The organism is Micromonospora parastrephiae, assembly GCF_016802865.1.
Classification (GTDB): domain Bacteria; phylum Actinomycetota; class Actinomycetes; order Mycobacteriales; family Micromonosporaceae; genus Micromonospora; species Micromonospora parastrephiae.
Genome location: NZ_JAEVHM010000046.1, coordinates 22074 through 34246, shown reverse-complemented (window position 1 = coordinate 34246; position 12173 = coordinate 22074). Strand labels below are relative to the sequence as shown.

At 71.3% G+C, this 12173-nt stretch carries 14 protein-coding genes; 7 read left to right on the top strand and 7 right to left on the bottom strand.

Annotation, left to right across the window (positions count from 1 at the left end):
* A partial coding sequence (locus JNW91_RS12530) for a tetratricopeptide repeat protein (RefSeq protein ID WP_203175015.1) occupies positions 1-235 on the top strand: 235 nt, incomplete at its 5' end.
* A gap of 75 nt (positions 236-310) precedes the next feature.
* Here the strand turns inward: JNW91_RS12530 and JNW91_RS12525 are convergent.
* The 3 genes from JNW91_RS12525 to JNW91_RS12515 form a co-directional block, all read right to left on the bottom strand.
* Positions 311-1021: a carbonic anhydrase gene (locus JNW91_RS12525; RefSeq protein WP_203175014.1), complete on the bottom strand. Its 711-nt coding sequence runs from the start codon at positions 1019-1021 to the stop codon at positions 311-313.
* Positions 1022-1154: 133 nt separating this feature from the next.
* On the bottom strand, positions 1155-3206 hold the full coding sequence (locus tag JNW91_RS12520; protein WP_238424848.1) for an amylo-alpha-1,6-glucosidase: 2052 nt from the start codon (positions 3204-3206) through the stop codon (positions 1155-1157).
* 3 nt (positions 3207-3209) lie between these two features.
* Positions 3210-3569, bottom strand: coding sequence for an SCP2 sterol-binding domain-containing protein (locus JNW91_RS12515; protein ID WP_203175013.1), 360 nt, complete (start codon positions 3567-3569; stop codon positions 3210-3212).
* A gap of 229 nt (positions 3570-3798) precedes the next feature.
* Between JNW91_RS12515 and JNW91_RS12510 the strand changes: the two genes are divergently transcribed.
* A complete protein-coding gene (locus JNW91_RS12510; protein WP_203175012.1) occupies positions 3799-4749 on the top strand; it encodes an SRPBCC family protein in 951 nt (316 codons plus the stop codon).
* 27 nt (positions 4750-4776) lie between these two features.
* A complete protein-coding gene (locus JNW91_RS12505) occupies positions 4777-5949 on the top strand; it encodes a zinc-dependent alcohol dehydrogenase (RefSeq protein ID WP_203175011.1) in 1173 nt (390 codons plus the stop codon).
* Positions 5950-5988: 39 nt separating this feature from the next.
* Here the strand turns inward: JNW91_RS12505 and JNW91_RS12500 are convergent, their stop codons facing one another.
* Entirely contained in the window at positions 5989-7194 is a 1206-nt protein-coding gene (locus JNW91_RS12500; protein ID WP_203175010.1) for an exo-alpha-sialidase, read from the bottom strand.
* Positions 7181-7702: an RNA polymerase sigma factor gene (locus tag JNW91_RS12495; RefSeq protein ID WP_203175009.1), complete on the bottom strand. Its 522-nt coding sequence runs from the start codon at positions 7700-7702 to the stop codon at positions 7181-7183. The genes JNW91_RS12500 and JNW91_RS12495 overlap by 14 nt, the downstream gene beginning before the upstream one ends.
* A 320-nt stretch (positions 7703-8022) precedes the next feature.
* Here JNW91_RS12495 and JNW91_RS12490 point away from each other — a divergent pair, with 320 nt between their 5' ends.
* The 3 genes from JNW91_RS12490 (at position 8023) to JNW91_RS12480 (ending at position 9570) form a co-directional block, all read left to right on the top strand.
* Positions 8023-8508 carry a GNAT family N-acetyltransferase gene (locus tag JNW91_RS12490; protein ID WP_203175008.1) on the top strand — a complete coding sequence of 162 codons (486 nt, stop codon included), beginning with the start codon at positions 8023-8025 and terminating at the stop codon, positions 8506-8508.
* A 19-nt stretch (positions 8509-8527) separates the two neighbouring features.
* Positions 8528-9094 (top strand): GNAT family N-acetyltransferase, encoded by a 567-nt coding sequence (locus JNW91_RS12485; protein WP_203175007.1) that lies wholly within the window; start codon positions 8528-8530, stop codon positions 9092-9094.
* An 89-nt stretch (positions 9095-9183) separates the two neighbouring features.
* Positions 9184-9570, top strand: a complete 387-nt coding sequence (locus tag JNW91_RS12480) for a DUF2267 domain-containing protein (RefSeq protein ID WP_203175006.1) — start codon at positions 9184-9186, stop codon at positions 9568-9570.
* A gap of 15 nt (positions 9571-9585) precedes the next feature.
* On the opposite strand, the gene JNW91_RS12475 is transcribed toward JNW91_RS12480, so the two are convergent.
* Complete coding sequence (locus JNW91_RS12475) at positions 9586-11064, bottom strand: glutamate--cysteine ligase family protein (protein ID WP_203175005.1); 1479 nt, start codon at positions 11062-11064, stop codon at positions 9586-9588.
* Between the two features lie 153 nt (positions 11065-11217).
* On the opposite strand from JNW91_RS12475, the gene JNW91_RS12470 reads away from it, so the two are divergent.
* Positions 11218-11556, top strand: coding sequence for a DUF3817 domain-containing protein (locus JNW91_RS12470; RefSeq protein ID WP_203175018.1), 339 nt, complete (start codon positions 11218-11220; stop codon positions 11554-11556).
* 48 nt (positions 11557-11604) lie between these two features.
* Here JNW91_RS12470 and JNW91_RS12465 read toward each other — a convergent pair whose 3' ends face one another.
* Positions 11605-12153 carry a hypothetical protein gene (locus JNW91_RS12465; protein ID WP_203175017.1) on the bottom strand — a complete coding sequence of 183 codons (549 nt, stop codon included), beginning with the start codon at positions 12151-12153 and terminating at the stop codon, positions 11605-11607.
* Positions 12154-12173 lie beyond the last annotated feature (20 nt).

Below are 12173 nucleotides of genomic sequence, written 5' to 3'. Positions count from 1 at the left end.
GTTGAGCGAGTTGGGGCGGCTGGAGGAGGCGTTGCCGCTGCACCGGCGGGCGTTGGAGATCACCGGGTCGGCGTTGCCGGCCGGGCACCCGGACATGGCGCTCCGACTGGCGAACCTGGCGCAGACGTTGGCGGCGTTGGGGCGGCCGGAGGAGGCGTCGCCGCTGTGGCAGCGGGCGTTGGAGATCAATCAGGCTGTCGAGCGATCGCGCTCGGGTGCCAGCGGTGGCGGTTGACGGTGGCAGCGGTCTTCGGCCAGTGGTGCGTGATCCCCTGGCGCCCTCGTCATCGGGGCGGCCAGGGGATACGCGTCAGGCCACCAGCGAGACCCGCCCGTTGTCCAGGTCGTAGCGGGCGCCCACCACCCGCAGAGCGCCCTGGTGCACCTTCTCCGCGATGATCGTGCTGCGTGCGGAGAGCGCCTGGACCTGAGCTGCGATGTTGGCGCGGACCCCGTTCTCCACCGGGTCGCCGGGCTGATTCAGCACCGGCTCGACGACCGGGCGCAGGCCGTCCACGATGGTGCCGATGTGTCCGGGTGCCTCACCGCCGGTACGGATGGCGTCGATGGTGGCGGTGATCGCGCCGCAACGCTCATGCCCGAGGACGACGATCAGCAGGCTGCCGAACTCCTCGACCGCGAATTCGACGCTGCCCAGCAGCAGGTCGTCGACGATGTTGCCGGCGACCCGGTTGTCGAACAGGTCACCCAGACCCTGGTCGAAGAGCACCTCGGGCGCCACCCGGGAGTCCGCGCAGCCGACGGTGACGGCGAACGGATGCTGACCGGCGGCGAGCCGATGCAGGTCCGCGAGGCCCTGGTGCGGGTGCCGGCCGTGCCCGGAGGTGAACCGCCGGTTTCCGGCGAGCAGCCGGCGCAGCGCTTCGGCGGGCGTGTCGACCGGGTTGTCGGCCGGCTCGGCGGCGGCAGCGGACGGGCTCGCCCCGGCCGCTCCGAGCGCGACGGCGGCGGCGCCACCGGCGGCCAGCAGGGAACGGCGGGACAGGTGCGAAGGCGCCACGATGATCTCCCGAAAGGTGAGGCAGCTGGCCTCCTTCCTACCAGTCGGCCCGTCCACAGTGGCGCCCGGCACCGATGAACATCTCAGCTGAGCAGTCCCGCGCCGACGTCGTCCCCGTCCGGGAGCAGTGCCCCTAGGGCTTGTTGGGGCGCTGGCGCGCGAAGGCGTCGACCGTGCCCCAGCGGCCGGGGATGTCCAGGAGCGCGATCCGCCCGAAGGCGGACGGCAGCGCGGGGTCCACGGCGAGGTGGTCCTCGTGCGGATTGATGCCGAGCATGGTGCGGATGAGGAGCATGGACGCGCCGCTGGACCAGGCCTGCGGGCTGCCGGCGGTCGGGTATCGGACCGGGAACCGGGTGGTGTTGCGGTCGAACCCGCCGAATGCCTCGGGTAGCCGACCCTCGAAGTAGGTGGCGGCGGAGAGGATGCCCTCGGCGATGCGGCCCGACTCGTTCCTGAACCCGTACCGGCGCAGCCCCCAGGCGATGAACGAGTTGTCGAACGGCCACACCGTACCGTTGTGGTAGCCCAGTGGGTTGTAACGGCGCTGTCCCTCGGCGAAGGTACGCACCCCCCAGCCGGAGAAGAGCGCCGGACCCATCAGGTGCTCGACGACCCGTGGGGCCCGTTCCGGCGGCACGATGCCGCTCCACAGCAGGTGCCCGATGTTGGAGGACAGGCTGTCGACGGGAGTGAGGTCGTGGTCGAGCGCGAGGGCGTAGTAGCCGCGGTCCTCCAGCCAGAAGTCCCGGTTGAAACGGTCGTAGAGTGCCGCCGCCTCGCGCTCCAGCCGGTCGGCGTAGTCGGGGTCGCCCCAGACGGTACGCGCCAGCCGTGCCCCGCGGATCTTCGCGTCGTAGGCGTACCCCTGGGTTTCGCAGGTGGCCCTCGGAAAGCCCGGCAACCTGCCGTCTGCGTAGGAGATGCTGTCCCAGGAGTCCTTCCAGCACTGGTTGTCCAAGCCGGTCGCGCGGTTACGTCTCTGGTACCAGATGTAGCCGGTGGAGGTCAGGTCCGCGTACAGGTCGATCCACGCCAGGGCCGCGCGGGCCTCCTGCTCCAGCTCCATCACCAGCGCCCGGTCACCGCTCCAGCGCTCGTACTCGTCGAGCAGCACCACGAACAGGGGTGAGGCGTCCACCGTGCCGTAGTAGGGGGAGTGCGGCTGTTCCTCGAACGCGGCCGACTCCCCGTAGCGCAGCTCGTGCAGGATCCGGCCGGGGTCCTCCTCCAGCACGTCGTCCGTGCGGGCGCCCTGGAGCGAGGCGAGGATCCGCAGTGTCGCCGGGGCCAACGACGGTGTGACGGGCAGGGTCTGCAGGCAGGTCAGCAGGCTGTCGCGGCCGAACAGGGTCATGAACCAGGGCAGCCCGGCGGCGGGTACGGCCGCACCGCCCAGCGAGAGGGGGGCGAAGCGCAGCGCCGCCAGGTCCACCAGGCTCCGTTGGTACACCTGCTGGAGGGCGGCGCTGTCGGTGTCGAGCGTCGGGGCCGCCGCGATCCACGCCTGCACGCTCGCCGGCAGGGTCGAGTCGTCCGGTCGCTGCGCCCGCAGGACGGAACGCAGGTCGACGCCGTCCGGACGCAGCGCCCGCATCGCGGCCTGCAAACGCGTCGACCACTGCTCGCCGGGCCGCAGTCGGACCGCGAACCGAAGGCCGTTCGGGTCGAAGTCGGCGGGCTCACTCGCCGACACGGCGACCTCACGTCGGTAGGTGCCGCGCCGGTAGCCAAGGCACAACTCGTCCGGGCGGACCTGGGTGTAGTGACTGCCGACCTTGTCGCCGATGTCGAACTTGATTTCGAAGATGTCGGCGAAGTCGGCTGCCACCTCCAGCCGTACGTCGAGCTCCATGTCGCGCTCACCGTAGTTGAAGATCGTCAGCGACTCGGTGAGGTCCGGGCCGATACGTCTGCGCCGGATGGCTGACACGTCGGCCTGCACGTAGTCGACCGCCCCGCCCGGCACCACGAAGAACGTGACCTCGTAGTACTGGCTGTCGTCCACCGACAGCGCGGCCATGCGTTCGCCGTTGACGGTGAGCGCCCAGCGGGACAGGAAGCGTGTGTCGGCGGCGAACAGCCCGACCGGGGTGCCGGGGGACGACTCGACGTCGCCAGAGGCGTCCGACACCATGAACGTGTTCCCGTCGATACACGCCACGGTGCCAGCGATATCTCTCATCGGCTACGCCCCGCTGTCCGCGTCGCCGTGAGACGGCCCGGGCGCGCGTGGGAACAGCCGCCCGATCCGCAGCGCGAGCCCGAGGTCACCGTCGACCAGGATCTCGCCCCGGGCGATCGCCGCCAGGCCGTTCACCTCACCACGGGCCATCGCCTCCGCGACCTGCGCGGACACCCTGATGACAGTCGTGGCCGGGTCGGGGCCCTTCGTCACCTGCATGCGGCCATGATCGATATTGAGGCGCCACTGCTCCAGGTGGTCCCCGTCCCGAATGTCGAATCGGATGCTTCCACACACCTTGCTGAAGCGCGGATCTTGGCCAGCAACGGTCAACCGCTCGAAGAAGGCACTGGTCGCGGTCATCCGACCTCCCCGGCCGCCGGTAGAAGCGCGTGTCGGCTACCCGATGCCGGTCGCTGTTAACTCCGGCCCTCGGTCGACGGTGCCATGCCGACGGCGCGGTGACCGGCGCATCGGACGTTCTGCTCCAAACCAGGCGCATGGGCCGGATGTACGGCATAGCGTCACTGGGCAGAGCCACCGCCGCTCCGCCGACTCGCCGGCGGCCGCGCCCACCGGAAGGGGACCGGACATGGACCGTGTCGACAACGTGCTCCTGCCGGAGCTGGACGGGCCGGTGCCGACAGCACTGCCGAGGACGCTGGGCCTGCTGAGCCTGGCCCTGGGCGTGGGTGCCCTGGTCGCGCCCGGACCCCTCGCCCGGCTGGCCGGGGTGGACGACTCGCCGGCCGCGGGCGCCGCGATCCCGGCCGTCGGCGCGCGCGAGTTGGTGCACGCCGTCGGCCTGCTCAGCGGGCGTCGACCCGCGGCCTGGACGTGGACGATGGTGGCCGGCGACGCGCTGGACCTCACCCTGCTCGGCCGGGCGATGGCCGACCGGCGCGGCGAACGCCGCCGCAGACTGACACTGGCCACCGCCGCGGTCGCCGGCATCGCCGCCCTGGACGTGGCCGCCGCGATCGCTGTCGGCCGCGCCCGCCGCGCCCGCGCCCGCGTGATCCGGATGGAGATCGCGGTGACGGTGAACCGGTCGCCCACGGAGGCGTACCGGTTCTGGCGCAACATGGAGAACCTGCCCCGGTTCATGGCGCACCTGGAGTCGGTGCACGCCGACGACCTGCGCCGCTCGCACTGGACCGCCCGCGGACCGGCCGGTCACCGCGTCGAGTGGGATGCCGAGATCATCGACGACCAGCCGAACAAATCGATCACCTGGCGTTCGCTGCCCGGCACCCGCGTGCCCAACGCCGGGCGGGTCGCCTTCGTGCCCGCCCCGGGCGACCGGGGCACCGAGGTACGGGTGCAACTGCGCTACGCGCCCCCCGCCGGTGCGCTCGGTCGGGTCGTGGCGAAGCTGTTCGGCGAGGAGCCCGAGCAGCAGGTCCGCGACGATCTGCGCCGGTTCAAGCAGGTGCTGGAGACCGGCGAGGTGGTCCGCTCCGAGGGCAGCCCCAACGGCATCTCCGTCCGCCAGCAGGCCATGCAGCGTCCCGCACAGCCGCTGCCGGCGTCCCGCCGCTGACCGCCCGAGCTCCGAAGGGGACCGACAATGAAGGCCAACGCCTGGATGGGCACCGACAGCGTCAAGGTGATCGACGTGCCCGATCCAACGATCATGAACGCCCGGGACGCGATCGTGCGGATCAGCACCACCGCGATCTGCGGCTCCGACCTGCACCTCTACCACGGCTACATCCCCGCCATGCGCAAGGGCGACATCCTCGGTCACGAATTCATGGGCGAGGTCGTCGAGGTGGGCCCGCAGGTGCGCAACCTCAAACCCGGCGACCGGGTGGTCGTGCCCTTCCCGATCGCCTGCGGGCACTGCTCCTCGTGCCAGCGTGGCCTCTACTCGGTGTGCGAGAACTCCAACCCCAACGCCGGCATCGCCGAGAAGATCATGGGCCACTCGCCGGCCGGCATCTTCGGGTACTCCCACCTGCTCGGCGGGTACGCCGGCGGCCAGGCCGAGTACGCCCGGGTGCCGTTCGCCGACGTCGGCCCGCTCAAGGTGCCCGACGACATCCCCGACGACCAGGCGGTCATGCTCGCCGACGTCTTCCCGACCGGGTACATGGGCGCCGAGATGTGCGACATCAAGCCCGGGCAGGTGATCGCCGTGTGGGGCGCCGGGCCGGTCGGACTGCTCGCCGCCGCCAGCGCCCAGATCCTCGGCGCGGAACGGGTGATCGTCATCGACCGGTTCCCGTACCGGCTGCGGCTGGCCGAGGAGCACGTCGGCGCCGAGACGATCAATTACGAACACGCCGACGTCCTCGACACGCTCAACGAGATGACCGCCGGGCGGGGACCGGACGCCTGCATCGACGCGGTCGGCCTGGAGGGCCACCACGGCAACGCCGCCATGTACGCGTACGACCGGGCCAAGCAGGCCACGCGCACCGAGACCGAGCGGCCGTTCGCGCTGCGCGAGGCGATTCTGGCCTGCCGCTCCGGAGGGGTGGTCTCGGTCGTCGGCGCGTACGGCGGGTTCGTCGACAAGTTCCCGATGGGCGCGTTCATGAACCGGTCACTGATCATGCGGACCGGTCAGTGCCACGTGCAGCGCTACACCCGGCCGCTGCTGGAGCGCATCCAACGCGGTGAGATCGATCCGAGCTTCATCGTCAGCCACCGGATGCCGCTGCGCGACGCCCCGAAGGGCTACAAGATCTTCCAGAAGAAGCAGGACGACTGCACGAAGGTGCTGCTCACGGTCTGAGCGGTGAGCGCCGGGTCGTGCCGGTCCGCCGGACGGCCCTCAGGGGGAGAGCGCGAACCGGGTCCAGGTGGTGGCGTCCGTGGTGAGCAGGACATGATCTGGCCCGCCGCTGGCGCCGTCGTCCTGGCCGAAGAGCCAGGCGTACCCGGGCGCGACGCTGCCGGAGCCGACGAGTGGCCCGTACTCCCGGGCGACCGTGAAGTGCCGCCCGTCGTCCCGGCTGACCAGGAGGTGTGCGAGCCGGCCGGACTGCGCGCCCCCGATCGCGGTGATCGCCATCAGGGATCCGTCGGATCCGGCCGTGAGGTCCCAGTGCGGCTGTGTCGGCAGGACGGCGCCGGTGTCCGCCCAGGTCTTCCCACCGTCCGTGGTCCGCAGCAGTGCGATCGACGCGTCCTCGCTCGACGCCTGGGTCAACAGGTAGCCCTCCCGCTGGTCGATCCCGACCAGAGCCAGCACCGTGCTGCCGGCGCCCGCCTCCCAGGTGGTCCAGGTCGCGCCCCGGTCGGTGCTGCGCGCGACGGTTGCCCTCGGGTTGGTCGACATCTGGTAGGTCGCCCAGAGGGTGCCGTCCGGGCTGGGGTAGAGGCTGAACAACGGGCGCCCCGACGGCGCGTCGCCGGTGAGGCGGTACACGGCGCCGGTCGAGCGATCAACCGCCAGCGGCTCCTGCACCGCCCCGCAGCCGAACCCGCAATAGACCGGCTGGGTCGTCGCCGGAAAGGAGGGCACGGCCACGATCGCCGCGGTGGCGTCCCGCCAGGTACGGCCGTAGTCGGTGGACAGGCGCAGCGAACCTGTGTCGCGCACCAGGTAGGACCGGTCACCGAGGATGGTGACCGCGAGCTCGCCAACCGTCGAGGTGGGGCTGGCCCCGCATCCGGTGCTCCGGTACTCGGCCGCGCCCCGGTCCGACCAGCTCCGGCCTCGGTCATCGGTGAAGTTGAAGCGCAGGGTGCAGCCGTCCCTGCGCACTTCCACGCCGGAGTCGGGACCGGTCAGCGTGAAGTCCCCGGACTGCTCGGCACGGGGTGACAATTCGACCGGCGCGGCGGGATACGTCCGGCCCGACCCGCCCAGGAGGGGTACGACCGCCACGCCGGCCAGTGCGACCAGGGCCGCCGCCATCCCGACAGACCGGTGTCGACGGGACCGGGCCGTGGACCTCAGCTCGTTCAAGGGTGGCTGCCGGACGGCCTCGGTGATCGTCCCGACGTCGAACCCGGGCAACTCACGATCGGACATTGGTCCTCCCGCTTTGCGAGACATGGGTGGTGTCGGGGTCCGCGAGCAGCGCGGCCAGGGCCTGCCGGCCCCGGGAGAGCCGGGACTTCACCGTCCCGGCCGAGACGCCCAGCGTGGCGGCTACCTCGTCCACCGGCAGGTCGACGAGGTAGTGCAGGGCAAGGGCCTGTCGTTGACCCTCGGGCAGCCCGCGTAGCGCGGCGAGCAGCGCGAGGTGCTCCGGCGAGTGGTCGGCGACGGCGGGCGGTGGGCCGATCCGACGCAGCAGCCGGTCGTACACGCGCCGCCGCCGATACCGGCTCCGGGCCTCGTTCACCGCGACCCGGCGCAGCCAGGACTCCGGGTTCTCCAGCCCGGCCAGGCGTCTGGGCGCGGCCAGCGCCTTGATGAACGCCTCCTGGACCGCCTCCTGCGCCTCGTTCAGGTCGCCTGTCACCGCGTAGAGCTGAACCACCAGGCGTCGGAAACAACTGGCGTAGAGCCCGGAGATCAGATCATCGTCGGACACCCGTCACCTCACCTCTTCCACCCATTCCACCAACGGGCCGGTACGAAGGTTCCGGTGGTCGGTCAGATTGATCGCCTCTACGGCGGGGCGGGCAGGTAGGGCGCGGTGCCTGTGGAGCTGATGTCGTAGACGATTCAGCCCCGGCTGGCCGGCCCACGCGGTCCCCGAGCCCGCACCCGGCCGGTGATGCCACAGACGATTCAGCTCCACAGGCGCCCAACGGCACCCCGTGCACCGACGCGGCCCGCTGCGCCGACCCGGCTGCGGCAGCCCCTGTCGGGAGGGTCCGGGCCAGGCCCGGGCGTGGGTAGCCTCAGGCCATGCCGAACGACTTTGATCGAGGACGGGTTCGGGCAGACGTACGCGCGGGGACGCCAGCCGACGCCGTCGCGTTGGCGGGCCTTCGATGGCGGCGGCTGGCCGAGGAGGGCGGCTACACGGGCAATGACCACGACGACTTCGTGGAGCTGTTCGCCACGTGGGTCACCGAGCATCTGTCGACCCACCGGCCGTTCGTCGTCGAGGTCGACGGCGACGTGGTCGGAATGGCCTGGCTGATGCTCGCCGACCGGGTGCCGAGCCCCACGCACCGGCACCGTCGGACCGGCGACGTCCAAGCGGTGTACGTGGTGCCGGAGCTGCGCGACAGCGGGATCGGCGCGGCCCTGCTGAAAATGGTGCTGGCCGAGGCGCGCGAGCTTGGCCTGGAACACGTGACCGTCCACTCCAGCGAACGCGCGGTGCCCCTCTATGAGCGGGTGGGCTTCCAGCACGGCCCGACCTGGCTCAGCTGGCAGCGCGACTGACGCGACTAGTGTGTCGTCAATGGAAAGTGCCGATGTGTCCACCGGGGACGATTTCACCGTTCGACTGCGGCCGGTGGACGAGGCCGACCTGGCGATGCTACGGCGGTTCTGCGTCGAGCCCGGACTGATCGGGCTCGACTGGGCCGGCTTCCGTGACCCGGGCGCACCGGCGCGGCGCTTCGCCGTCGACGGCTGGCTGGGCGTCGACGACGGGCGGCTCGTCGTCGAGGTGGAGCAGGGTCAGACCGCCGTCGGCCTCGTCAGCTACCTGTCCGGGCGGTACGGCGGCAGGGCGTCGTACTGGGAGATCGGGATCGTGCTGCTCCCCGAGTGGCGGGGCAGGGGCGTCGGCTGGCGGGCACAGGCGCTGCTCTGCGACTACCTGTTCGCGCACACCCCGGCGCAGCGCATCCAGGCCGGAACCCACCCGGAGAACCTCGCCGAGCAGCGGTCACTGGAGAAGGCCGGCTTCCACCTCGAGGGCGTCCTGCGGGCCTGCGAGTTCCGGGCCGGCGCGTGGCGCGACGGGTACCTCTACAGCCGGCTGCGGGACGACCCGTCCCCCTGGGTCCGCCCGGGCGCGTGACCCCGTTTGTGGTCAGGAAGCCTGGGAACTCGCCCCATTCGTCCGCCGGCAGGCCTGACGGCCGGTCGAGGAGACGGGAGGAGCGGGTCATGGAGTACGAGCAGATGATCGCCACGGTACGGCGGCGCGCGGGTCTCGGGGAGAACGAGGCCGTGCGGTCCGTACAGGCCGTCCTGTCGGTGCTCGGCGAACGGCTCGCCGGGCAGGAGGCCGACAACCTGGCGGCACAGCTACCGGAGCGGCTGAACGGGTCCGTCACCCGCAATCCGCAGGGCCGCCGGTGGGACGTCGGCGAGTTCCTGAAGAACGTCGGCGACCGGGAGCAGGTCGCCAACGCGGACCAGGTGCGTCAACACGCCCAGGCGGTCTTGCGTACCGTCGCCGAGGCGCTCGATGACGACGAGCGACACGACCTGCTCGCCCAGCTGCCCGCCGGCATCATCGATCTCTTCGGGGTTCCCACCCCGCGCGGCTGAGCACCGCCAACGCGCCTACGGGATCGGCCACTCGTGCACCGGTCGGTTGCTGTGCATCAGCGTCACGTAGTGCCGGACCACCTCGCGCAGCGCCGCCGGCCGGTCCAGGTGGTCGGCGGACTCCAACCGGTGCAGGGTCTCCACCTGCCAGGTCGCACCGTTGCGGCCGGTCAGGCAGCGCTGCTCGATGACGCCGAGCAGCCGGTCCCGTTCGCCCGCGTCGAGCCCCCACCGGTCCAGGCCGTGATGCGCCATCGGCAGCAACCGGCGTAGCACCAGCTCCGTCACCGGCAGGTAGCCGAGGCCGGGCCAGAACACCTGCGCGTCGATGCCGTGCCGGGCGCAGCTGGTGAAGTTCTCCTCGGCGGCGCTGAACGACATCTGCGACCACAGTGGCCGGTCCGACTCGGCCAGGGCGCGCACCAGCCCGAAGTAGAAGGCGCCGTTGGCGATGGTGTCCACCACGGTGGGGCCGGCCGGGAGCACCCGGTTCTCCACCCGCAGGTGCGGCCGGCCACGCGACACGTCGTACACCGGGCGGTTCCACCGGTAGACGGTGCCGTTGTGCAGCCGCAGCTCCGCGAGGTTGGGCACCTCACCGGCGGCGAGCGCCTGCGCCGGATCCTCCGGGTCGCAGACCGGCAGCAGCGCCGGGAAGTAGCGGACGTTCTCCTCGAACAGGTCGAACACGTTGGTGATCCAGCGTTCGCCGAACCAGACCCGCGGTCGTACCCCCTGGGCCTTGATTTCCTCCGAGCGGGTGTCGGTGGCCTGCTGGAACAGCGGGATGCGGGTCTCGCGCCACAACTCCCGGCCGAAGAGCAGCGGCGCGTTCGCCCCCACCGCGACCTGGATGCCGGCGATCGCCTGGGCGGCGTTCCAGTAGTCGGCGAACTGGGCCGGGCTGACCTGCAGATGGAACTGGGTGCTGGTGCAGGCCGCCTCCGGGGTGATCGTGTCGGCGGTCACCGCCAACCGTTCCACTCCGCTGATGGCGATCGGCAGATCCTCGCCACGGGCGGCGAAGATCTGCTCGTTGAGCAGCTTGTAGCGGGGGTTGGCGGAGAGCGTCTCGGCGGTCAGGTGCTCCGGACGCAACGTCGGCAGGATGCCGATCATCACCATGTGCGCGCCGATCGTCCGGGCCTTCACCTCGGCGGCGTTGAGGCTGGCCCGCACGTGCTCCTCGAAGTCGGCGGTGCCGGTGCCGGTCAGCCGCCGCGGCGGCACGTTGATCTCGATGTTGAACTGGCCCAGCTCGGTCTGGAAGAGCGGGTCGGCGATGGCCGCCAACACGTCGGCGTTGCGCATCGCCGGCATCGAAGCCTGGTCGACCAGGTTCAGCTCGATCTCCAGCCCGGTCATCGGTCGGTCGATGTCGAAGCGCGACTCACGCAGCATCTCGGCGAAGACGTCGAGGCAGAGGCGGACCTTTTCGCGGTAGCGGGCCCGGTCCTCCCGACTGAAGGTCCGTACCCCGACGTCCTCGCCCATGGTCACCACCCCGTCACCGCTGGTCCCCCTAACCTCGCACGTGATCGGCGGGCGGGGGAAGACCCGATGCTCCCTTCCTACCCAACTGCCCGCACCGGTAGCCCAGCCAGACCACACCGATAGCATTGCGGTCCGAGAGGTGGTGGCGTGCGGATGCGCGAGAAGGTGACCCGACTGTTCGTCGCGGCGGCAATCGCCGAGGCGTGCTCCTGGCTGGCCCTGCTGGTCGGGATGGCGGTCAAGTACGGCCCGCCGGGCAACGAGCTGGGCGTCAAGGTCTTCGGCCCGATCCACGGCGGCCTGTTCATCGCGTACGTCCTGCTGGTGCTGGCCGTGGCCCGGCTGCACCGGTGGAGCCTGCCGGCCACGACCGTGGCGCTGGCCAGCGCGGTGCCGCCGTTCGCCACCCTGGTCTTCGAGCGCTGGACCCGCCGCCGGGGAATGCTCGGCGTCGACCGCGAACCCGTCCGCGAGCCCGCCCCGGTCGGCTGATCGCTTCCCGGCGCCACGATGCCGGGCCGGGGAACCCGGCCCGACCGGTCAGACCAGCGCCGAGCAGGCCGCGAGGCCGGCCAGCAGCAGCGCGCCCAGCACCGCCTGCAACAGCAGCGGCGGGCCGAGGTGCGACCAGAGCGTCGCGGTACGCGGGGTGAGCAGCTGCCCGGTGGTGAGGTTGACGATCCGCTCGATGCGCGGCGGCAGGTCCGGGTCGCGCTGCGAGCGCAGGGTGAGCTGGAGGTGGTCCGCCGGGTGCAGCGCGCTCTGCGGCAGGTGGCCGTGCAGCTCCACCTCGCACAGCTGACCGGCGGTGGAGCGCAGCCGCACCGGGGTCACCAGGTATTCCGGGCCCTGCTTCAGCTCCTTCCAGCGTCGCCGGGTGCCGCCGCCGCCGAAGGAGAACAGCGTGCGCAGCAGCAGGGCGGGCAGCCGGGCGATCGCCGCCGCGGCGAGTACGGCCACCAGCACCGGTTGACCGATGCGAACCTCCCGGGTGTAGCCGTCGAGCAGGCGGATCAACCGCCCGGTGACGATCCGCTCCGTCGGGTGCACGATGCGTCGGGTATCGAGTCCGCTGTCCATTTCCACCACCGAGAGTCCGGTTCCGTTCA

Bases quoted from the DNA above. Each gene is read 5' to 3' on its own strand.
- JNW91_RS12520 (WP_238424848.1), bottom strand. From the start codon at position 3,206: ATGAGAGATATCGCTGGCACCGTGGCGTGTATCGACGGGAACACGTTC.
- JNW91_RS12515 (WP_203175013.1), bottom strand. From the start codon at position 3,569: ATGACCGCGACCAGTGCCTTCTTCGAGCGGTTGACCGTTGCTGGCCAA.
- JNW91_RS12510 (WP_203175012.1), top strand. From the start codon at position 3,799: ATGGACCGTGTCGACAACGTGCTCCTGCCGGAGCTGGACGGGCCGGTG.
- JNW91_RS12505 (WP_203175011.1), top strand. From the start codon at position 4,777: ATGAAGGCCAACGCCTGGATGGGCACCGACAGCGTCAAGGTGATCGAC.
- JNW91_RS12500 (WP_203175010.1), bottom strand. From the start codon at position 7,194: ATGTCCGATCGTGAGTTGCCCGGGTTCGACGTCGGGACGATCACCGAG.
- JNW91_RS12490 (WP_203175008.1), top strand. From the start codon at position 8,023: ATGCCGAACGACTTTGATCGAGGACGGGTTCGGGCAGACGTACGCGCG.
- JNW91_RS12485 (WP_203175007.1), top strand. From the start codon at position 8,528: ATGGAAAGTGCCGATGTGTCCACCGGGGACGATTTCACCGTTCGACTG.
- JNW91_RS12480 (WP_203175006.1), top strand. From the start codon at position 9,184: ATGGAGTACGAGCAGATGATCGCCACGGTACGGCGGCGCGCGGGTCTC.
- JNW91_RS12475 (WP_203175005.1), bottom strand. From the start codon at position 11,064: ATGGGCGAGGACGTCGGGGTACGGACCTTCAGTCGGGAGGACCGGGCC.
- JNW91_RS12470 (WP_203175018.1), top strand. From the start codon at position 11,218: ATGCGCGAGAAGGTGACCCGACTGTTCGTCGCGGCGGCAATCGCCGAG.